Below are 21,573 nucleotides of genomic sequence, written 5' to 3'. Positions count from 1 at the left end.
TCGTCAAGGAGATGACCATGCACCTGAAAGCTCTGATAGCTGCCACGCTTTTTGGCCTGCTGCCCACCGCCAGCCACGCCACCAACCTTATGTATATGCCCTTCGAGACAGTGCTGTCGGATGCAATTCGTGCCGGGCGGCTGGATGGCAGTGTGAAGTTTTACCTGATCGGCAATGGGCCGCAGGGCACCCAGCAGCTGTTGCGCCGAGGTGTGGTGAGTGATTTGCGCACCAACGGGTTCAACAAGAGCGACCACGATTCCTGCGAATGGGTGTTGCAGTCAAACCTGATCAAGTTGCAGGCCGATGCCAAGCGGGTCGGGGCGAATGCGGTGGTCAATATCGTCAGTTATTACGACCAGCATGTGCGCAAGGATCTGAATACCTATGAGTGTCGCGCAGGTGTGTTCGCGACGCGGGTGGCATTGCGCGGGGACTTGGTGCGATTGCCTTAGACATTCTGCAAAAGTGCGGGCGTCGCTGCCGGCGCTTTCGCGGGCAAGCCCGCTCCCACAGGGGAAATGCATTCCAATGTGGGAGCGGGCTTGCTCGCGAAGGGGCCCGCAGCCGTCACGCAGTCAACGGTTCAACCTTGCGCGTGAGCAATTCGACAAATGCCTTGGCCATCGGCGATTTCTGATCCTTGCGTTGTACCAGCCACACCGCAGTGACCGCTTCAGGGTCGAGCAGCCGGCGATAGACCACGCCGTCGATGCGCATCCGCTGGTACGAGGCCGGCATCACCGACACGCCCAACCCTGCCGCCACCAGGCCGATGATGGTCATCGCTTCACCCGCTTCCTGGGCAAAGTGCGGGCTGAAACCGGCGTCGCGGGCCAGGCTGATCAATTGCGCGTACAGCCCGCTGCCGTAGCTGCGCGGAAAAAAAACGAAGGGTTCGTGGGCCAGCGTCGAGAGCAACAGGCCTTCCTCGGAGCCCTGCGCCAACGGGTGTTTGGCGCTGAGCACCGCCACCAGAGGCTCGCGCATCAACTCCACCACACTCAATGAGTCCGGCAGCCCGAGCGGGCGCATGATCCCGACCTCGATCGACTCATCGATCAGCGCATCGGCGACCTGGGTACTGCTCATTTCCCGAAGGTTCAGGTGCACCGCCGCAAAGCGCTGACGAAACGAAAAGATTGCCTGAGGGATGGTCGAATTGAACGGTGCCGACGATGTGAAGCCGATTTTCAATTCGCCCAGCTCACCCAACTGCGCCCGTCGCGCGACATCTGCAGCCTTGTCGACCTGCGCCAGCACCAGCCGCGCCTCTTCCAGAAACAATCGGCCGGCCTCGCTCAGCTCGACCCGACGATTGGTTCGCTCGAACAAACGCGCACCGACCTCCTGCTCCAGCGCTTGAATCTGCTGGCTCAGCGGTGGTTGAGAGATGCCCAGCGCCAGTGCGGCGCGGCCGAAATGCAGCTCTTCGGCGACGGCGATGAAGTAGCGCAAATGACGCAATTCCATGGAAACCCCATTAGGTCGTTAAAGCTATCAAACAGGTCGAACAATATATTGGATAGAAACATTAGCCAGCTATATGATTTTTTCATTGCCTGCCTGGCCGTGCCCTCCGAGGTCTGAAGTGAAAACTGCTGTCGCGCCCCTTGCCCATGAAGTCCCGCCTGCTGCGGCAGATGATGTCATCGCCGAGCTGCAGGAAATCTACATCGAAAAAGGCACGCCGGCGTTCATGCGCACGGTATTGGCGCTGTTCTGTGGCGGCTTCGCGACGTTTGCCCTGCTGTACTGCGTGCAGCCGATGATGCCGCTGCTGTCCCACGAATATTCGATCAACGCGGCGCAAAGCAGCCTGATCCTGTCGGTGGCCACAGGCATGCTAGCGTTCGGTCTGCTGATCACCGGCCCGATTTCCGATCGGGTCGGGCGCAAACCGGTGATGGTCGCCGCGCTGTTTGCCGCAGCCCTGTGCACCATCGCCAGTTCGATGATGCCGAGCTGGCACGGCGTGCTGATCATGCGCGCGCTGATCGGGCTGTCGTTGAGCGGTCTGGCGGCGGTGGCAATGACTTACCTGAGCGAAGAGATTCACCCGCAACATATCGGTCTGGCGATGGGGCTGTACATCGGCGGTAACGCGATTGGCGGGATGAGCGGGCGGCTGATCACCGGTGTGCTGATCGATTTCGTCAGCTGGCACACGGCGATGCTGGTGATTGGCGGTCTGGCGCTGATCGCCGCGGCGGTGTTCTGGAAAATTCTCCCCGAATCGCGCAACTTCCGTTCCCGCTCGCTGCACCCACGCAGCCTGCTCGACGGCTTCACCATGCATTTTCGCGATGCCGGGTTGCCGCTGCTGTTTCTGGAAGCCTTCGTGTTGATGGGCGCGTTCGTCACCCTGTTCAACTACATCGGCTACCGCTTGCTGGCCGCGCCGTATCAACTGGATCAAGTGTTCGTCGGCCTGCTGTCGGTGGTGTATCTGTCGGGCATCTACAGCTCGGCGAAAATCGGGTCACTGGCGGACAAACTGGGGCGACGCAAAGTGCTCTGGGCGACGATTGCGCTGATGTTCGCCGGCCTCGCACTGACGATGTTCACGCCGCTGCCACTGGTGATCATCGGCATGCTGATTTTCACCTTCGGCTTCTTCGGCGCACATTCGGTGGCGAGTAGCTGGATCGGCCGCCGTGCGCTCAAAGCCAAGGGGCAGGCGTCGTCGCTGTATCTGTTCAGCTACTACGCCGGGTCGAGTATTGCCGGTACGGCGGGCGGGGTGTTCTGGCATTTGGGCGGGTGGAACGGGATCGGGCTGTTTATCGGCGCGCTGCTGCTGGTGGCACTGTTGGTGGCTTTGAAGCTGGCGAAGTTGCCGCCTCTGGGCGGCGTCAAAGCCTGACAGAAATACCCTGTGGGAGAAATACTCTGTGGGAGAGGGCTCGCTCCCGAATGCGGTGGATCAGCCGATGTAGATGTTGGCTGACCCAAAGCCTTCGGGAGCAAGCCCCCCTCCCACAATTGATCTCTGTCTGCCATTGAATTGTGCAAACAAAAACGCCCGGTATAAGCCGGGCGTTTTTGTTTTCTACCATTAGAGCTGAGCGCCGATCACTCGTGATACTGCGCCGACAACTCGTGCACCGCACGCAGGAAGGCCCCAGCGTGTTCCGGATCAACTTCAGGCGTGATGCCGTGGCCGAGGTTGAACACGTGACCGTTGCCCTTGCCGTAGCTGGCGAGAATACGCCCGACTTCGGTGCGGATCGCTTCCGGTTTTGCGTAGAGCACGGTCGGGTCCATGTTGCCTTGCAGCGCAACCTTGTCGCCAACGCGGGCACGGGCGTTGCCGATGTCGCACGTCCAGTCCAGGCCCAGCGCGTCGGCGCCGGCCTCGGCGATGCTTTCCAGCCACAGGCCGCCGTTTTTGGTGAAGAGGATCACCGGCACTTTGCGACCGTCGTGTTCGCGGATCAGGCCGCTGACGATTTTCTTCATGTAGGCCAGCGAGAACTCCTGATACGCCGCCGCCGACAGGTTGCCGCCCCAGGTATCGAAGATCTGCACCGCTTGCGCCCCGGCCTGGATCTGGCCGTTGAGGTACGAAGTCACCGACTGCGCCAGCTTGTCCAGCAGCAGGTGCATGGCTTGCGGATTGTCGTAGAGCATCGCTTTGGTCTTGCGGAAGTCTTTCGACGAACCGCCTTCGACCATGTAAGTGGCGAGAGTCCACGGGCTGCCGGAGAAACCGATCAGCGGCACACGGCCGTTCAGTTCGTGGCGGATGGTGCTGACAGCGTCCATCACGTAACCGAGGTCTTTGTGTGGATCGGGGATTGGCAGGGCTTCGATGTCGGCCAGGGTGCTGACGACTTTCTTGAAGCGCGGACCTTCACCGGTCTCGAAGTACAGGCCTTGGCCCATCGCGTCGGGGATGGTGAGGATGTCGGAAAACAGGATCGCCGCGTCCAGTTGCGGATAGCGGTCGAGCGGTTGCAGCGTGACTTCGCAGGCGAATTCCGGATTCATGCACAGGCTCATGAAATCACCGGCCTGGGCGCGGCTGGCGCGGTACTCCGGCAAGTAGCGGCCGGCCTGGCGCATCATCCACACAGGGGTGACGTCTACGGGTTGCTTGAGCAGGGCGCGGAGGAAACGGTCGTTCTTCAGGGCAGTCATGTCGGCATCCGGAAAAAAAGTGCGGGCATTTTCTCAGAGCGCGACGCAAAAGGCACGGTTACAGGTCAGCCTTTTGTCTATCGGGTCAATTTGTCGCGGAAATGAAAGCGCCGCAAAACAAATGTGGGAGGGGGCGTGCTCCCGAAAGCGGTGGGTCAGTCGATACATCTGGCGACTGGTAAACCGCATTCGGGAGCAAGCCCCCTCCCACATTTTGATCCCATTTCAACCCGGGATCAGGATCAGACCTGAAGGTAATCCAGGATCCCTTCGGCGGCATTGCGGCCTTCGAAGATTGCCGTCACCACCAGGTCGGAACCGCGCACCATGTCGCCACCGGCAAAGATTTTCGGGTTGCTGGTCTGGTGCTTGTACTGACCTTGCTCAGGCGCAACGACGCGGCCCTGGCTGTCGGTCTGGATCTCGAACTGTTCGAACCACGGCGCCGGGCTCGGGCGGAAACCGAAAGCGATGACCACGGCGTCGGCCGGGATGATCTCTTCGGAACCCGGGATCGGCTCGGGGCTGCGACGGCCACGGGCGTCCGGTTCGCCGAGACGGGTCTCGACCACCTTCACGCCTTCGACCTTGTCCTCGCCAACGATGGCGATCGGCTGGCGGTTGTAGAGGAATTTCACGCCTTCTTCCTTGGCGTTCTTCACCTCTTTGCGCGAGCCGGGCATGTTCGCTTCGTCACGGCGATAAGCGCAGGTCACCGACTTGGCGCCTTGGCGGATCGAGGTTCGGTTGCAGTCCATCGCCGTGTCGCCGCCACCCAGCACCACGACCTTCTTGCCTTTCATGTCGACGAAATCTTCCGGCGATTTTTCAAAGCCCAGGTTGCGGTTGACGTTGGCGATCAGGAAGTCCAGTGCGTCGTAAACGCCCGGCAGATCCTCACCGGCAAAGCCGCCCTTCATGTAGGTGTAAGTGCCCATGCCCATGAACACGGCATCGTATTCGGCGAGCAGTTGCTCCATGGTCACGTCTTTGCCGACTTCGGTATTGAGACGGAACTCGATGCCCATGCCGGTGAAGACTTCGCGGCGATTGCTCAGCACGCTCTTCTCAAGCTTGAACTCAGGGATGCCGAAGGTCAGCAGACCGCCGATTTCCGGGTTCTTGTCGAACACCACCGGGGTCACGCCGCCGCGCACCAGCACGTCGGCACAACCGAGGCCCGCCGGGCCTGCGCCGATGATCGCGACACGCTTGCCGGTCGGTTTGACCTTGGACATGTCCGGGCGCCAGCCCATGGCGAACGCGGTGTCGGTGATGTACTTCTCGACCGAACCGATGGTCACCGCGCCGAAGCCGTCGTTGAGGGTGCAAGCACCCTCGCAAAGACGATCCTGCGGGCACACCCGGCCGCAGACTTCCGGCAGGGTGTTGGTCTGGTGCGACAGCTCGGCGGCCTGAAGGATGTTGCCCTCGGCCACCAGTTTCAGCCAGTTCGGAATGAAGTTGTGCACCGGGCACTTCCATTCGCAGTACGGGTTGCCACAACCCAGACAGCGGTGGGCCTGATCGGCCGACTGCTGGGGTTTGAACGGTTCGTAGATTTCGACGAACTCTTTCTTGCGTTGACGCAACAGTTTCTTCTTCGGATCTTTGCGCCCGACGTCGATGAACTGGAAGTCGTTATTCAGACGTTCAGCCATTGTTAAAACCTCATCAAACTCTTCAGGCGCATATCACTGCGGGTTGGCACGGGTGCTGGAAAGCAACGACTTCAGGTTGGCAGCCTTCGGCTTGACCAGCCAGAAACGACGCAAGTAGTCATCGAGGTTCTCGGCGAGTTCACGACCCCACTCGCTGTCGGTTTCCGCGACGTACTCGTTCAGCACGTTTTGCAGGTGGCTGCGATAGGCTTCCATCGCCTCGCCGCTGATCCGCTGGATTTCCACCAGTTCGTGGTTGACCCGGTCAACGAAGGTGTTGTCCTGGTCGAGCACGTAGGCGAAACCGCCGGTCATGCCAGAGCCGAAGTTGTAACCGGTCTTGCCCAGAACGCAGACAAAACCACCGGTCATGTACTCACAGCAGTGATCGCCAGTGCCTTCCACAACCGTGTGGGCACCGGAGTTGCGCACGGCAAAACGCTCGCCTGCGGTGCCGGCGGCGAACAGCTTGCCGCCAGTGGCGCCGTACAGGCAGGTGTTGCCGATAATGGCGCTTTCCTGAGTCTTATAAACGCTGCCCTTCGGCGGCACGATGGTCAACTTGCCGCCGGTCATGCCTTTGCCGACATAATCGTTGGCGTCGCCTTCCAGGTACATGTTCAGACCGCCGGCGTTCCACACGCCGAAGCTCTGACCGGCAGTGCCCTTGAAGCGGAAGGTGATCGGCGCTTTCGCCATGCCCTGGTTGCCATGCTTACGGGCGATTTCGCCGGAGATCCGTGCGCCGATCGAACGGTCGCAGTTGCAGATATCCAGTTCGAACTCGGCGCCGCTGAGGTCGTTGATCGCCGACGTCGCCATCTCGACCATTTTCTCGGCCAGCAGGCCTTGGTCGAACGGCGGGTTGCGCTCAACACCGCAGAACTGAGGTTTGTCCGCCGGGATGTGATCGCTGCCCAGCAGCGGGGTCAGATCCAGGTGGTGTTGCTTGGCGGTCTGGCCTTCGAGGATTTCCAGCAGATCGGTACGACCGATCAGCTCTTCGAGGGAACGCACGCCCAGCTTGGCCAGCCACTCACGGGTTTCTTCGGCGACGTAGGTGAAGAAGTTCACCACCATGTCGACGGTGCCGATGTAGTGATCCTTGCGCAGCTTCTCGTTCTGAGTCGCAACGCCGGTGGCGCAGTTGTTCAGGTGGCAGATGCGCAGGTATTTGCAGCCCAGCGCGATCATCGGCGCAGTGCCGAAACCGAAGCTTTCGGCGCCAAGGATCGCAGCCTTGATCACGTCGAGGCCGGTTTTCAGGCCGCCGTCGGTCTGCACCCGGACTTTGCCGCGCAGGTCGTTGCCGCGCAGGGTCTGGTGGGTTTCAGCGAGGCCGAGTTCCCACGGTGCGCCGGCGTATTTGATCGAGGTCAGTGGCGATGCACCGGTACCACCGTCGTAGCCGGAGATGGTGATCAAGTCCGCGTAGGCCTTGGCTACACCGGCGGCGATGGTGCCGACGCCCGCTTCAGCCACGAGTTTCACCGAAACCAGCGCCTTCGGGTTGACCTGTTTCAGGTCGAAGATCAGCTGCGACAAGTCTTCGATGGAATAGATGTCGTGGTGCGGCGGTGGCGAAATCAGGGTCACGCCCGGCACTGCGTAACGCAGCTTGGCGATCAGACCGTTGACCTTCCCGCCCGGCAGTTGACCACCTTCGCCAGGCTTGGCGCCCTGGGCGACCTTGATCTGCAGCACTTCGGCGTTGACCAGGTATTCCGGGGTCACGCCGAAACGGCCAGTCGCGACCTGCTTGATTTTCGAACTCTTGATGGTGCCGTAACGCGCCGGGTCTTCGCCGCCTTCGCCGGAATTGGAACGCGCACCGAGGCGGTTCATGGCTTCGGCCAGGGCTTCGTGAGCTTCCGGCGACAGTGCGCCCAAAGAGATACCGGCGGAGTCGAAGCGCTTGAGCACCGATTCCAGCGGCTCGATTTCACTGATGTCCAACGGCGTATCGAGGGTCTTGACCTTGAACAGGTCGCGGATCATCGACACCGGACGGTTGTCCACCAGCGAGGTGTATTCCTTGAATTTGGCGTAGTCGCCCTGCTGCACGGCGGCTTGCAGGGTGTTGACCACGTCCGGGTTGTACGCGTGATATTCGCCACCGTGGACGAACTTCAGCAGACCGCCCTGCTGGATCGGCTTGCGCGGACTCCAGGCTTCGGTGGCCAGTGCTTTCTGTTCGGCTTCGATGTCGACGAAACGCGCACCCTTGATGCGGCTCGGCACGCCACGGAAGCTCAGGTCGCAGACTTCCTCGGACAGGCCGATGGCTTCGAACAACTGCGCACCGCGATAGGACGCGATGGTCGAGATGCCCATCTTCGACAGGATCTTCAACAGGCCTTTGGTGATGCCTTTGCGGTAGTTCTTGAACACCTCGTAGAGGTCGCCCAGCACTTCACCGGTACGGATCAGGTCGCCCAGTACTTCGTACGCGAGGAACGGATAGACCGCCGAGGCGCCGAAACCGATCAACACTGCGAAATGGTGCGGATCGCGTGCGGTTGCGGTTTCAACGAGGATGTTGGAATCGCAGCGCAGGCCTTTCTCGGTCAGGCGATGGTGCACGGCACCGGTCGCCAGCGAGGCGTGGATCGGCAGTTTGCCCGGGGCGATATGGCGGTCGCTCAGAACGATCTGCGTGCGACCGGCGCGCACGGCTTCTTCAGCCTGATCGGCGACGTTGCGGATCGCCGCTTCGAGGCCGAGGCTTTCGTCGTAGTTGAGGTCGATGATCTGCCGCTCGAAACCCGGGCGGTCGAGGTTCATCAGCGAACGCCACTTGGCCGGGGAAATGACCGGCGAGCTGAGGATCACGCGCGAAGCATGCTCCGGCGATTCCTGGAAGATGTTGCGCTCGGCACCGAGGCAGATTTCCAGCGACATCACGATTGCTTCACGCAGAGGGTCGATCGGCGGGTTGGTGACCTGCGCGAACTGCTGGCGGAAGTAGTCGTACGGCGTGCGCACGCGCTGGGACAGCACGGCCATCGGCGTGTCGTCGCCCATCGAGCCAACGGCTTCGTAGCCCTGCTCGCCGAGCGGGCGCAGTACCTGATCGCGCTCTTCGAACGTGACCTGATACATCTTCATGTATTGCTTGAGCTGATCGACGTCGTAAAACGCCGAACCGTGGTCGTTGTCTTCCATGGTCGCCTGAATGCGCAGGGCATTCTTGCGCAGCCATTGCTTGTACGGATGACGGGATTTCAGACGGTTGTCAATCGCATCGGTGTCGAGGATCTGCCCGGTTTCGGTGTCCACGGCGAAGATCTGGCCCGGGCCGACACGGCCTTTGGCGATCACGTCTTCAGGCTTGTAGTCCCACACGCCGATTTCCGACGCGAGGGTGATGAAACCGTTGGTGGTGGTGACCCAGCGCGCCGGGCGCAGACCGTTACGGTCGAGCAGGCACACCGCGTAGCGACCGTCGGTCATTACCACGCCGGCCGGGCCGTCCCACGGCTCCATGTGCATCGAGTTGTACTCGTAGAACGCACGCAGATCCGGGTCCATGGTTTCGACGTTCTGCCACGCTGGCGGAATGATCATCCGCACGCCACGGAACAGGTCGATGCCGCCGGTGACCATCAGCTCAAGCATGTTGTCCATGCTCGAGGAGTCGGAACCGACACGGTTGACCAGCGGGCCGAGTTCTTCCAGATCCATCAGATCGTTGGTGAACTTGGTGCGACGGGCCTGCGCCCAGTTGCGGTTACCGGTGATGGTGTTGATCTCGCCGTTGTGGGCGAGGAAGCGGAATGGCTGGGCCAGCGGCCATTTCGGCAGGGTGTTGGTGGAGAAGCGCTGGTGGAACACGCAGATCGCGGTTTGCAGGCGCTCGTCGCTCAGGTCCGGATAAAACGCGGCCAGATCGGCCGGCATCATCAGGCCTTTATAGATGATGGTCTTGTGGGAAAAGCTGCAGATGTAGTGGTCGGTGTCGGCGGCGTTGGCCACCGACGAGCGACGACGGGCGCTGAACAGCTTGACCGCCATGTCCTGATCGCTCAGGCCTTCGCCGCCGATGTACACCTGCTCGATCTGCGGCAGGCGCTCAAGGGCCAGGCGGCCGAGGACGCTGGTGTCGATTGGCACTTTGCGCCAGCCGATCAGTTGCAGGCCTTCGGCCAGGATCTCGCGGTTCATGTTCTCGCGAGCAGCTTCGGCCTTGGCCGGATCCTGATTGAAGAAGACCATGCCCACCGCGTATTGCTTGGGCAACTCGACGCTGAAGGTTTCCTGGGCAATCGCACGCAGGAACGCATCAGGCTTTTGAATCAGCAGACCGCAACCGTCACCGGTCTTGCCGTCGGCATTAATCCCACCGCGGTGGGTCATGCAGGTCAGGGCCTCAATGGCCGTTTGCAATAGGGTATGACTGGGCTCGCCCTGCATATGGGCTATCAGGCCGAAACCGCAGTTATCCTTGAATTCATCTGGTTGGTACAGACCTGCTTTCATAGACACTTTCTCACCAGGCTGCCTCTTTTCGAGGCAAATTTCTTTTCAATTCAACCACTTGCGATCCGCGCCGAACGTACGCCGGCTTAGCGGGGGCAAAAGGGTGGTCATTGTACACAGCGACACAGACGCTCACAAATTTGACGACGAACTGTCGCAAATCTATGTCGCATTTGTGAAAGGTTTAAAGCGATATGCTGTGCTAGTCAAAACTTTTTTAATTTTGACCGCAACGACTCAAAGACTACTGTAACGCAGACACCACAAGGCACGCGGTCGCAGGGACGGCGCGCACTTGTAGAAATTTTGAGGTGCTTGGAGAGGCGGCCTGGGTAAGGCCGCCGAATCTTCAGCGAGTTGTTGCCAGTTCCTGTTGGACGCTGGCGACAGTGCGAGGCCAAGGTTTACCAGCCTGAACCTTCGCTGGCAAGGCCTTGATGGCAGAAACGGCTGCATCACGATTGGCAAAGTTGCCGTAGGTGATCACGTAGAGAGGCTTGCCGTTGAGCACTTTCTTGAAATAACGGTACTCGCCGCCCTGCTCCTTGACGAAGTTTTGTGCGGTCGCTTCGGAGCTGGTGCCGAGAATCTGCACCACGTAGTTGCTGGTCGGCTGACCGGCGTACCAGCTGCCACCGGCGGCTTTGGCGACGGTAACCGGCTTCTCGGCCGGTTTGGCAGCGGCAACCGGTTTGGCTGGCGCTGGAGCCGGTTTTGCCGCTGGCGCTACCGGAGCAGGCTTGGCGCTGGCGATTTGCGTGGGTGCCGGGGTCGGCTTGGCAGCCGGAACCGGAACCGGCGTCGGTGCAGGACCTGCCGGAACACCCGCTGGAGGCGCAGATGTGGTCACGGTTGGCGGGGTAGCGCTGGAGCCTTCCAGCGGCACACCGTCGTCGCCTTCAGTAATGCCACCGGCCGCTTCAGCCAGAGGGCCACGCATGACCGGCTGCGAGTTGCCGACCAGCGGCAGCGGCATCGGTTGTGTGTTACCGGCGAATTCTACGTTCGGCGCGCCGCCATTGGCTGCGCCCTGGCCCAGTGGCAGTTGTGCCTGTTCGTTGGCCGGCGCGCCGGTGGTTGGCGTCTTGTTGCGACCCGGCATCAGCCAGGCGGCGGCGACCGCGACCACAACGACGGCGGAAATCGCCAATACGTGTTTCTTCGGCATGTTGAACCCCATACTTGGACGCTTGACCGCAGAGCGGCTGGCAATCATGACTTCGATCAGTGCATCGCGGGCAACCTGGTTGATATTGCCAGGCCAACCCTCGGCGCTTTCGTGAATATCAGAGATCTGATCGGCGGTGAAAAGTTCGACACCCCGGCCAGCGCCCTCGAGCCGCTGATCGAGATATTCGCGGGTTTCTTCTTCGGTGTACGGCTGCAGTTCGATGACGTGGAAGCGCTCTTCCTCAAGGTGCAAAGCCTCGAGTTGCGCGATCAGCGACGACTCGCCAAACAGGAACACATGCGGGCGACCTTCCGGCGCGCCGGCACCCAGCGCCATCAGCGCTTCGAGCGCGGACTCGTCGAGCTGCTCGGCATCGTCCACCAGCAAATAGACTTCCTGACCGGTCAGCGCCAGTTGCACCACCTGCTCGAGAATCGCCCCGACTTCGGCCTGCGCCACGTTCAGCGCCTGCGCTACCTGACGCAGCACGCCAGCCGCATCGCCGGCGCCACGAGCCGAGACCACGACGCTCTGCACAGACTGTTTGTTGGTGCTGGCAACCAGCGCCTGACGCAGCAACGTCTTGCCGCTGCCTTGCGGGCCAGTCACCACCAGCAACAACTGGCTGTAACGCGCAAGGTGATGCAGTTGACCGAGCACTGGTTTGCGCTGGGCCGGGAAGAATTTGAAGCCCGGCACCCGCGGCGCGAAGGGGTCGTGACTTAACTGGAAATGGCCGAGGAACGCCTCGTCGGCATGCAAACTAGTCATCGGAATCTTATTAACCTTTAAGCTGAGCCAGGGCGCGGTAATCCGCTCCCAGCGTGGCCTGTAGAACCTCTTTCGGATAATCGGCGGTCACTACCGCTTCGCCCATCCGGCGCAGCAGCACCAGGCGCAGACGACCGTCGATCACTTTTTTGTCGATTGCCATGTGTTCGAGAAAATCGGCTTCAGTCATCTCTTCAGGCGGAATCACCGGCAGACCGGCGCGCTGGAACAGACGAATGCCGCGATCACGCTCCTGCTCGCTGATCCAGCCGAGACGCGCAGACATCTCCAGCGCCATCACGGTGCCAGCCGCCACTGCCTCACCATGCAACCAGACACCATAGCCCATGTGAGTCTCGATGGCGTGACCGAAGGTGTGGCCGAGATTGAGCGTGGCGCGTACGCCGGTTTCCTTTTCATCGGCGCCAACCACAGCAGCCTTGGCCGCGCAGGAGCGCTCGATGGCGTAAGTCAGGGCCTTTTGATCCAGTGCACGCAAGGCGTCGACGTTGTCTTCAAGCCAGGTCAGGAACGGCTCGTCGCAGATCAGCCCGTACTTGATGACTTCCGCCAGACCGGCCGACAGCTCGCGCTCTGGCAGGGTTTTCAGGGACGCGGTATCGATCAGCACGACGTTCGGCTGATAGAACGCACCGACCATGTTCTTGCCCAGCGGATGGTTGATCCCGGTCTTGCCACCTACCGACGAATCGACCTGGGACAACAAGGTGGTAGGAATCTGGATGAAATCGACGCCGCGCTGGTAGCAAGCCGCAGCAAAACCGGCCATGTCGCCGATCACACCGCCGCCGAGGGCGATTACCGTGGTGCGGCGGTCATGACGAGCGGTCAGCAAGCCGTCAAAGATCAGTTGCAGGGTTTCCCAGTTCTTGAAGGCTTCGCCATCGGGCAGCACCACGGAAATTACCGAGAACTGCGCAAGACTGCGGGTCAGACGTTCGAGATAGAGCGGCGCAACGGTCTCGTTGGAGATGATTGCCACCTGCCGCCCGTGGATATGCGGAGCCAGAAGCTCAGGCTGATCCAACAAACCTTCGCCAATATGAATCGGGTAGCTGCGCTCGCCTAGATCGACCTTGAGTGTCTGCATGTGTCCCCACAGTGAAGATGGAAGCAGGCGTCCTGCCCTGAATTATTGGTTGTCTGCGGCCTGTAGCGGGTATGACGCCGCTCGCACGCCATCCGCCACAACCTCGGCGGGCTGTGACAGGACGCCGAGGATAGCGCATTTCGAGCGATGCTTTAACGGGGTGGAAGCTGCGCCAGACGGTCGAGAATGTCGAGCACTACCATGCGCGGCGGCCGTTCGTCGGTTTCCACCACCAGATCGGCGATTTCCCGATAAAGCGGATCACGGATCGCGAGCAAGTCACGCAGGGTTTTTTCCGGGTTGGCGGTGCGCAGCAACGGCCGGTTGCGATCGCGGGAGGTGCGACCGACCTGCTGTTCGACCGAGGCGTGCAGATAGACCACTCGCCCGCCCTCATACAGAGCCTTGCGATTGGCATCGCGCATCACCGCGCCGCCACCGGTGGCCAGGACCACGCCGTCGAACGCGCACAGCTCGGCGATCATCGCCTGCTCACGGTCACGAAAGCCGGGCTCGCCTTCCTTGTCGAAGATCCACGGGATATTGGCGCCCGTGCGCAGTTCAATTTCCTTGTCGGAATCTTTGAACGGCAGGCGCAGCTCTTTGGCCAGCAACCGGCCGATGGTGCTTTTTCCAGCGCCCATCGGTCCTACAAGAATCAAATTTCGCACAGAATCAACGACTCACAGCAATCGCCTGGTTATTCATGATACGCGGAGTGAGAAATACCAGCAGCTCGGATTTTTTCTCCGAAACCACATCACGCCGGAAAAGGCGGCCAAGATACGGCACATCGCCAAGAAATGGCACCTTATCTACGACCTTGCTTTGAGTATTTGAGAAAACACCCCCAATCACGATGGTCTCGCCGTCGTTTACCAGCACTTTGGCGTTGACCTCGTTCTTCTTGATCGGCGGCACATCCTGCACTTTGTTCAGGTAGTCTGGTTCGTCCTTGGTGACCTTGACCTCCATGATGATGCGGTTGTCGGGAGTGATTTGCGGCGTCACCTCCAGCGACAGCGAAGCTTCCTTGAACGACACCGAGGTGGCGCCACTGGAGCTGGCTTCCTGATAGGGAATCTCGGTGCCCTTGAGGATCTTCGCGGTCTCTTTGTCGGAAGTCACCACCTTGGGCTGCGAGACGATTTCACCATTGCCGGTCTTTTCCATGGCGGTCAGCTCAAGATCGAGCAAAACGTTATCGGTGATGAAGGCAATGCCGATCCCCGAGGTATTGTTGACGGTGCCCATGTCGACGAACGGCGAGTTGGTGCTGGTGCTGCCCGGAGTACCGATGGTGGTCGACGAGCCGTTACTGACGCCGGACGTGTTCCAGTTGCCCTTGTTCTGAATCGAACCACCCCAGCGCACGCCCAGGCTCTTGTCGTAATCGACGTTGGCTTCGACGATCCGCGCCTCGATCATTACCTGCCGCACGGGAATGTCCAGTTGCGCCACGATTCGCCGCAGTTCGTCGAGCCGGTCCTGAGTCTGGTAGGCAATGATGTTGTTGGTCCGCTCATCGACGGTAATCGAACCGCGCTCGTCGATTTTCGCTTCAGCACTGGTCACCGACTGGAACAGCTTGGCGATGTCGGCAGCCTTGGCATAGTTCACCTGCAACAATTCACGACGCAGCGGCGCCAGTTCGGCGATCTGTTTTTGCGACTCCAGTTCCTGGCGCTCGCGGGCGGCGATTTCGTCCGCCGGGGCGACCAGCAACACATTGCCGATCTTGCGCTTGTCCAGCCCCTTGGTTTTCAGCACCAGATCCAGCGCTTGATCCCATGGCACGTTTTGCAGGCGCAAAGTGATGCCGCCCTGCACGGTGTCGCTGGCGACCAGGTTGAGGTTGGTGAAGTCGGCGATCAACTGCAGCACCGAACGCACGTCGATGTCCTGAAAATTCAGTGAGAGCTTTTCGCCGACGTAACTGTTGCGATCGGCATTGCGCTTTTGCAGGTCATCGACCGTCATTGGGCGGATGCTGACGGTCAGTTTGTTGTCGGTCTGGAAGGTGGAGTAGTCGAAGGTGCCGCTCGGCTCGACGGTAATCACCGTGCGATCACCGCTCACGCCGGCATTGACGAATTGCACCGGAGTGGCGAAATCCTTGACGTCGAGGCGTACCCGCAGTTTTTCCGGCAATTGCGTACGGGCAAAGCTGAGGACGATTTTGCCGTCATGCTCCTGTATTTCTGGGGCAATGGTCGGGTCGGAAAGGTCAATGACCACATTGCCCTCGCCCGCCGTGCCCCGCTGGAAGTCCACACCACGAATGGCGCGGGTTTTCACCACGAACGGCCTGGCCGGCGCTGCGGAGGTTGTGGCTGCACGCGGCGCTGCTGCTGCCGGTCGTGCAGTGGTCGCCGGTGCGCCCTGGCCGACCACCACGAACAGATTGTTACCTTCGACGCGCGTGTTGTACGGCGCCAATTGCGTAAGGCTGACGATCAGCCGCGTCCGCTCCTTGGCCTCAACCACCGTCGCCGTACGTGCATTACCGCTGCCCAGATCGAAATTCTTGCTGGCCAACTGACTGGCGACACCGGGCAAATCCAGCGCGATGCGCGCCGGCGAATCAGTGGTATAGCCCTTGGCTTGCGGTGGCGGGCCGTCGAACGACAGCTTCAGTTCGACACGGTCACCGGGCAACGCCGCGACATCCAGCGCCTTCAGGTTGGCCGCGAGTACCATCGGCGACATCAGCGCTATCCATAGCGAAAAACCGAGGGTGGAGAAAATCCTGTTCATTGTTCGACTTCCACTATGAGTGCTCTTTCAAAGGAATGGTGCGCGGACGTTCCAGCCAGGCGCCTTCGCCGTCGGGCACGATTTCGACCACATCGACCTGGGTCGCGCTGATGGCGACGATCCGTCCGTCGTTGCGCCCCAGATAATCGCCAACCTTCAACCGATGCACCCCGCCGGCGCCGCGCAGCAGTGCGAAGGAGCCAGAAGCATTGGCGATCGTCCCGACCATTTCGAACTGCTCGATATTGAAACCTTCGAGGTATTGCTTGACCCGGCTGGGGTCGGGTTTGACGTTGCGCGAGCCATGCCGCTGCCCGGCCAGGTCAACTCGCACCTGACGCGAGAACGGGCTGCGCAGGTTGGCGGCGCTGTAGGTGAAGGTCGGATAGGAGTGAAAGGTGGGCGTCGGCTCGATCCTGCCCGCCGGGCGCAGACGCACTTCATTCAGATAGGCATCGAGGTCGCTGAAATCGTCGCTGCCACCACAACCGCTCAGCGTCAGCAGGATCATCGACAGCGCGCAATAACGAACCGGGGTCATTTATCCAGCCCCTTGTCGTTGTAACGGTAAGTCTTGGCGAGGATGCTCATGCGCAACTTCGGCCCGCCCTCCTTATTGGCGGGCGCCAGTTCAAAGTCGTGCAAGGTGACGATGCGCGGCAACCCGGCCACACCGCTGACGAAGGTCGCGAGGTCGTGATAGGCACCGGTCACGGTAATCTGGATCGGCAGCTCGATGTAGAACGGCTGGGTGACTTCCGGCAGCAGTTTGATCTCTTCGAACTCCAGACCACTGCCGAGACCGGTGCGGGTGATGTCTTCGAGCAAGCCGGGCACTTCGGTGTCGCTGGGCAATTGCCGCAGCAACACGCCGAAGGAGTTTTCCATCTCCTTCATTTGCTGGGTGTACAGCTCCAGATTGGCCGACAAGTGCGCTTTGCTGGCGAACTGTTCTTTAAGCGTGGCTTCCTCTTCACGCTTGGCTTCGAGCTGGTTTTCCATGTCGCTGATGTAGAAGTTGTAGCCAAGCGCCAGCACCAAAACCATCAACAGCGCACCGGCAATGGCTTTGACGGCTGCCGGCCAGGAACCGATGTTGCTGGTGTCCAGATCGTTGAAGTCGATATTGCGCAGACTCTCCAGCCATTCGGACGGTTTCATTGGGCGTCCTCCATGATCTTGGGCTGGGTCTGACGAACGGTCAGCTGGAAAACGTTGGCCTGTTCCAGTTGGTCAGCACTGGTGGCTTTCACTTCGTTCAGGCTCGGGGCGTCGAACCAGTCAGAGGCATCGAGATTGCGCATCAGCTCGGAAACGCGGTTGTTCGACTCCGCCGCGCCACTGATCGACAGGGTTTTGCCGACCATTTTCACGTCGGTGAAATACACCCCGGCCGGTAACGTGCGCGCCAGTTGGTCGAAGATCCTGCCGCTGATCTGCCGGTTGCCTTGCAAGTCCTGGATGATGCGCATGCGCTCGACCAGTTGCTGGCGTCGGGCCTTGAGCTCGCTGATCTGCTTGATCCGCTCGTCGACCACGGCGATCTGTTTGCCGATGTAGTCGTTGCGCGCGACCTGCCGTTCGATGGCGGCGCTGATGATCTGATCGGCAATGAACACCGCACCGATCGAGCCGACCACAACACCGGTCAACGCCAACAGAAAGCGTTTGCGTCGTTCTTCGCGGCGCTCCTCGCGCCAGGGTAAAAGGTTGATCCGCGCCATCAGTCGAAACTCCTGAGCGCGAGCCCGCAGGCAATCATCAGGGCCGGTGCATCGCTGGCCAGCGCTCCGGCGTTGACCTTGCTGCTCAAGGCCATGCTGGAGAACGGGTTGGCGACCTGGGTCGGCGTGTTCAAGCGCTGCTCGATCAAGCGATCCAGCCCCGGCACCGATGCCGTGCCGCCGGCCAGCAGAATGTGATCGACGGCGTTGTATTGGCCGGACGCGAAGAAAAATTGCAGTGAACGCGAGACTTGCTGCACCAGTGCCTCGCGAAACGGCTGCAAGACCTCGCTGATGTAATCGTCAGGCAAACCGCCCTGCTTTTTCGCCAGCCCGGCCTGCTCCACCGTCAGGCCATAACGACGCTGAATCTCCTCGGTCAGTTGCCGGCCACCGAACAGTTGCTCGCGGGTATAGATGATGCGGCCATTGTGCAGCACGCTGAGGGTGGTCATGGTCGCGCCGATGTCCACCACCGCGACAGTCAGGCGCTCCTGAGACGCGGCCAGTTGCGTGGCCAGCAGACCGAACGAGCGCTCCAGCGCATAGGCTTCGACATCGACCACTCGCGCTGTCAGACCGGCGAGGGCCAACGCTGCTTCGCGCACTTCGACGTTTTCCTTGCGACACGCGGCCAACAACACGTTGACCCGCTCGGGATTGCGCGGCGAGGCGCCCTGGACTTCGAAGTCGATGGCGACTTCATCCAGCGGATAGGGAATGTATTGGTCGGCTTCGAGCTTGAGCTGGTTTTCCAGTTCTTCGTCGGAAAGTCCGGCGTCCATCTCGATGATCTTGGTGATCACCGCAGAACCGGCCACCGCCACAGCCACGCTCTTCAGCCCTGTGCGAGCCTTGATCAGCACCCGTGACAGCGCCTGACCCACGCCTTCGAGTTCGGCGATGTTTTTCTCGACCACGGCGTTCGCCGGCAACGGCTCCACCGCGTACGCCTCGACCCGGTAGCGGTCACCCTGACGGCTCAGTTCCAGCAGCTTCACCGAGGTGGAGCTGATGTCGATTCCCAGCAACGTATTGGATTTTTTATTGAAGAGTCCTAGCACTACCAATTCCCTATGACTTTCCGTGAGTTACGGACTCTGTAATACGCATTGCGTTCCCTGGCTCCGTCTTGACAGAAGGGCAAATGACGCCCCCGGCGGAAAAGTGCTTATAATGCCCAGCGTTTTTTTCCGCTTTTTACTGCCAGCGCGGGCCGTTCTGTGTGTAGCCGGAACCCTGTCGCCAAATTCATTCTTTGCCCTGGATGTCCAAAAGCCTTGATTCGTCTGCTGAAATTTTTCGGTTGGTCCATCGTCGCCGTTTTCTGCGGACTGCTTTTAGGTCTCAGCGGCGCGTTTCTTTACCTTAGTCCGGGTTTGCCGTCTGTGGAGGCCCTGAGAAGCATTCAGTTGCAGATTCCGCTGCGGGTCTACAGCAGCGACAACAAGTTGATCGCGGAATTTGGCGAAATGCGCCGGACTCCGATCCGTTTCGCCGACATTCCCCCCAATTTCATTAATGCGTTACTAAGTGCTGAAGACGACAATTTCGCCAACCACTACGGCGTTGATCCGAGCAGCCTGATGCGCGCCGCGACCCAACTGGTCAAAAGCGGTCACATTCAGTCCGGCGGCAGCACCATTACCATGCAGGTGGCGAAGAACTTCTTCCTGACCAGCGAACGCAGCTTCTCGCGCAAAACCACGGAAATTCTTCTCGCCCTGCAGATTGAGCGGCAGCTGACCAAGGACGAGATCCTTGAGCTGTACGTGAACAAGATTTATCTGGGCAACCGTGCCTACGGCATCGAGGCGGCGGCGCAGGTGTATTACGGCAAGTCGATTCGTGATGTCAGTCTGGCGCAGATGGCGATGATCGCCGGTCTGCCGAAAGCCCCTTCACGCTTTAACCCATTGGCCAACCCGGCGCGCAGTAAAGAGCGTCGCGACTGGATCCTCGGGCGCATGTACAAGCTCGGCAAGATCAGCGAAGCGGACTACACCGCCGCGATCAATGAACCGCTGAACGCCAGCTATCACGTACCGACCCCGGAAGTGAACGCGCCGTACATCGCCGAAATGGCCCGGGCCGAGATGGTCGGCCGTTATGGCAGCGACGCTTACACCGAAGGTTTCCGCGTCACCACCACGGTGCCGAGCAACCTGCAGGAAATGGCCAACACCGCGCTGCACGAAGGTTTGATGACCTACGACCAGCGTCACGGCTACCGTGGCCCCGAGTCGCGCCTGCCGGGCAAGACCCGCGAAGCATGGGCCAATGAACTGACCAAACAACGCACCATCAGCAGCCTCGAACCGGCCATCGTGATCCAGGTCGAGAAGAATGGCCTGCAAGTGTTGACCCGCACCGGCGAAGAGCATGTGGCCTGGGACACCATGAAATGGGCGCGACCGTTCCTCAACACCAACAGCATGGGCGCTAACCCGCGCCAGCCGTCGGATGTGGCTCAGGTCGGCGATCTGGTTCGCGTGCAGCGCCAGAAGGACAACTCGCTGAAGTTCAGCCAGATTCCGCAGGCGCAAGGCGCGCTGGTCTCGCTGGATCCGCAGAACGGTGCGATCCGCTCGCTGGTCGGTGGTTTTGCATTCGAGCAGAGCAATTACAACCGCGCCATGCAGGCCAAGCGTCAACCGGGTTCGAGCTTCAAGCCGTTCGTCTACAGCGCCGCACTGGATAACGGCTACACCGCCGCCACCCTGGTCAACGACGCCCCGATCGTGTTTGTCGACGAGTATCTGGACAAGGTCTGGCGCCCGAAGAACGACACCAACACCTTCCTTGGCCCGATCCGTCTGCGCGAAGCGCTGTACAAGTCGCGCAACCTCGTTTCGATCCGCTTGTTGCAGGCGATGGGGGTTGGCAAGACCATCGACTACATCACTCGCTTCGGCTTCAACAAGCAGGACCTGCCGCCAAACCTGTCGCTGGCGCTGGGCACCGCGACCCTGACGCCAATGGAAATCGCTACCGGCTGGAGCACGTTTGCCAACGGCGGCTACAAGATCACTCCGTACATCATCGACAAGATCGAAAGTCGCAACGGTGACACGCTGTTCGTGGCCAACCCGCCGACCGTGCCGCAAGGTGGCTCGGCCACTGACGGCATCGCTGCACCGACCGCACAATCGTTCACCGTCAATGCCGCGCCGGTTGCGGGCGAAGCACCAGGCAACGCTGCGACACCGCAAGCGCCGGCCGTGGCCGAGCGGATTGTCGATGGCCGCACGACGTACATCCTCAACAGCATGTTGCAGGACGTGATCAAACTCGGCACCGGCCGTCGTGCACTGGCCATGGGCCGCAGCGACATCGCCGGCAAGACCGGTACTACCAACGAATCCAAGGATGCGTGGTTCTCCGGTTACAACGCCGATTACGTGACCACGGTCTGGACCGGTTTCGATCAGCCCGAAAGCCTCGGTCGCCGCGAGTTCGGTGGCACCGTGGCACTGCCGATCTGGATGAATTACATGTCGGCAGCGCTCAAGGACAAGCCGCCTCACGTCCAGCCTGAACCAGAAGGGTTGCTCAGCTTGCGGGTTGACCCGGTCAGCGGCCGTGCCGCGACGCCGAGTACGCCTGGCGCCTACTTCGAACTGTTCAAGTCTGAAGACACGCCACCGTCGGTGAATGAACTGGGTAACGGCACCGCACCGGGCAGCCCGCTACCGGCGGATGAGCAGGCGCCGATCGACTTGTTCTGACCCAGCGCCAATCAAAAGCCCCGCCTTC

Annotated in this window: 15 protein-coding genes; 3 read left to right on the top strand and 12 right to left on the bottom strand. The window is 60.6% G+C overall.

All coding sequences use genetic code 11. From position 1 onward, the window contains the following. Positions 1-17 precede the first annotated feature (17 nt). The gene (locus tag F2P67_RS06250) at positions 18-455 is read left to right on the top strand and encodes an excinuclease (RefSeq protein ID WP_166218599.1); all 438 of its coding nucleotides are present in this window, start codon (positions 18-20) and stop codon (positions 453-455) included. 115 nt (positions 456-570) lie between these two features. On the opposite strand, the gene F2P67_RS06245 is transcribed toward F2P67_RS06250, so the two are convergent. Then, positions 571-1,473, bottom strand: a complete 903-nt coding sequence (locus F2P67_RS06245) for a LysR family transcriptional regulator (RefSeq protein WP_166218597.1) — start codon at positions 1,471-1,473, stop codon at positions 571-573. Positions 1,474-1,591: 118 nt separating this feature from the next. Between F2P67_RS06245 and F2P67_RS06240 the strand changes: the two genes are divergently transcribed. Next, positions 1,592-2,866, top strand: a complete 1,275-nt coding sequence (locus F2P67_RS06240; RefSeq protein WP_166218595.1) for an MFS transporter — start codon at positions 1,592-1,594, stop codon at positions 2,864-2,866. Between the two features lie 209 nt (positions 2,867-3,075). On the opposite strand, the gene hemE is transcribed toward F2P67_RS06240, so the two are convergent. The 11 genes from hemE to F2P67_RS06185 form a co-directional block, all read right to left on the bottom strand. After that, complete coding sequence (hemE, locus tag F2P67_RS06235; RefSeq protein WP_166218593.1) at positions 3,076-4,143, bottom strand: uroporphyrinogen decarboxylase; 1,068 nt, start codon at positions 4,141-4,143, stop codon at positions 3,076-3,078. Positions 4,144-4,385: 242 nt separating this feature from the next. Then, positions 4,386-5,804, bottom strand: coding sequence for an FAD-dependent oxidoreductase (locus F2P67_RS06230; protein ID WP_166218591.1), 1,419 nt, complete (start codon positions 5,802-5,804; stop codon positions 4,386-4,388). Between the two features lie 33 nt (positions 5,805-5,837). Beyond that, a complete protein-coding gene (gene gltB / locus F2P67_RS06225; RefSeq protein WP_166218589.1) occupies positions 5,838-10,283 on the bottom strand; it encodes a glutamate synthase large subunit in 4,446 nt (1,481 codons plus the stop codon). 349 nt (positions 10,284-10,632) lie between these two features. Then, a complete protein-coding gene (locus F2P67_RS06220) occupies positions 10,633-12,225 on the bottom strand; it encodes an AAA family ATPase (protein WP_166218587.1) in 1,593 nt (530 codons plus the stop codon). Positions 12,226-12,235: 10 nt separating this feature from the next. Beyond that, entirely contained in the window at positions 12,236-13,336 is a 1,101-nt protein-coding gene (gene aroB, locus F2P67_RS06215) for a 3-dehydroquinate synthase (protein WP_095138011.1), read from the bottom strand. A 152-nt stretch (positions 13,337-13,488) separates the two neighbouring features. Beyond that, positions 13,489-14,007 carry a shikimate kinase AroK gene (gene aroK, locus F2P67_RS06210; protein WP_045122915.1) on the bottom strand — a complete coding sequence of 173 codons (519 nt, stop codon included), beginning with the start codon at positions 14,005-14,007 and terminating at the stop codon, positions 13,489-13,491. Positions 14,008-14,011: 4 nt separating this feature from the next. Continuing rightward, positions 14,012-16,093, bottom strand: coding sequence for a type IV pilus secretin PilQ (locus F2P67_RS06205; RefSeq protein ID WP_166218585.1), 2,082 nt, complete (start codon positions 16,091-16,093; stop codon positions 14,012-14,014). Between the two features lie 13 nt (positions 16,094-16,106). After that, positions 16,107-16,634: a pilus assembly protein PilP gene (locus tag F2P67_RS06200; RefSeq protein ID WP_166218583.1), complete on the bottom strand. Its 528-nt coding sequence runs from the start codon at positions 16,632-16,634 to the stop codon at positions 16,107-16,109. After that, complete coding sequence (pilO, locus tag F2P67_RS06195; protein ID WP_166218581.1) at positions 16,631-17,254, bottom strand: type 4a pilus biogenesis protein PilO; 624 nt, start codon at positions 17,252-17,254, stop codon at positions 16,631-16,633. The genes F2P67_RS06200 and pilO overlap by 4 nt, the downstream gene beginning before the upstream one ends. Then, positions 17,251-17,817, bottom strand: a complete 567-nt coding sequence (locus tag F2P67_RS06190) for a PilN domain-containing protein (RefSeq protein WP_166218579.1) — start codon at positions 17,815-17,817, stop codon at positions 17,251-17,253. Before F2P67_RS06190 ends, pilO begins: the two co-directional genes overlap by 4 nt. Further along, complete coding sequence (locus F2P67_RS06185; RefSeq protein ID WP_166218577.1) at positions 17,817-18,881, bottom strand: type IV pilus assembly protein PilM; 1,065 nt, start codon at positions 18,879-18,881, stop codon at positions 17,817-17,819. The genes F2P67_RS06190 and F2P67_RS06185 overlap by 1 nt, the downstream gene beginning before the upstream one ends. A 219-nt stretch (positions 18,882-19,100) precedes the next feature. Between F2P67_RS06185 and F2P67_RS06180 the strand changes: the two genes are divergently transcribed. Beyond that, the gene (locus F2P67_RS06180) at positions 19,101-21,545 is read left to right on the top strand and encodes a penicillin-binding protein 1A (protein ID WP_425511017.1); all 2,445 of its coding nucleotides are present in this window, start codon (positions 19,101-19,103) and stop codon (positions 21,543-21,545) included. Positions 21,546-21,573 lie beyond the last annotated feature (28 nt).

The sequence above is a fragment of the Pseudomonas atagonensis genome, assembly GCF_011369485.1.
Lineage (GTDB): Bacteria > Pseudomonadota > Gammaproteobacteria > Pseudomonadales > Pseudomonadaceae > Aquipseudomonas > Aquipseudomonas atagonensis.
The sequence above is the reverse complement of the archived record's forward strand: the minus strand, read 5'-3'. Positions and strand labels throughout refer to the sequence as shown.

What these genes read in the sequence shown, in the direction of transcription:
- F2P67_RS06250 (WP_166218599.1), top strand. Translation starts at nt 18, where the DNA reads ATGCACCTGAAAGCTCTGATAGCTGCCACGCTTTTTGGCCTGCTGCCC.
- F2P67_RS06245 (WP_166218597.1), bottom strand. Translation starts at nt 1,473, where the DNA reads ATGGAATTGCGTCATTTGCGCTACTTCATCGCCGTCGCCGAAGAGCTG.
- hemE (WP_166218593.1), bottom strand. Translation starts at nt 4,143, where the DNA reads ATGACTGCCCTGAAGAACGACCGTTTCCTCCGCGCCCTGCTCAAGCAA.
- F2P67_RS06230 (WP_166218591.1), bottom strand. Translation starts at nt 5,804, where the DNA reads ATGGCTGAACGTCTGAATAACGACTTCCAGTTCATCGACGTCGGGCGC.
- gltB (WP_166218589.1), bottom strand. Translation starts at nt 10,283, where the DNA reads ATGAAAGCAGGTCTGTACCAACCAGATGAATTCAAGGATAACTGCGGT.
- F2P67_RS06220 (WP_166218587.1), bottom strand. Translation starts at nt 12,225, where the DNA reads ATGACTAGTTTGCATGCCGACGAGGCGTTCCTCGGCCATTTCCAGTTA.
- aroB (WP_095138011.1), bottom strand. Translation starts at nt 13,336, where the DNA reads ATGCAGACACTCAAGGTCGATCTAGGCGAGCGCAGCTACCCGATTCAT.
- F2P67_RS06205 (WP_166218585.1), bottom strand. Translation starts at nt 16,093, where the DNA reads ATGAACAGGATTTTCTCCACCCTCGGTTTTTCGCTATGGATAGCGCTG.
- F2P67_RS06200 (WP_166218583.1), bottom strand. Translation starts at nt 16,634, where the DNA reads ATGACCCCGGTTCGTTATTGCGCGCTGTCGATGATCCTGCTGACGCTG.
- pilO (WP_166218581.1), bottom strand. Translation starts at nt 17,254, where the DNA reads ATGAAACCGTCCGAATGGCTGGAGAGTCTGCGCAATATCGACTTCAAC.
- F2P67_RS06190 (WP_166218579.1), bottom strand. Translation starts at nt 17,817, where the DNA reads ATGGCGCGGATCAACCTTTTACCCTGGCGCGAGGAGCGCCGCGAAGAA.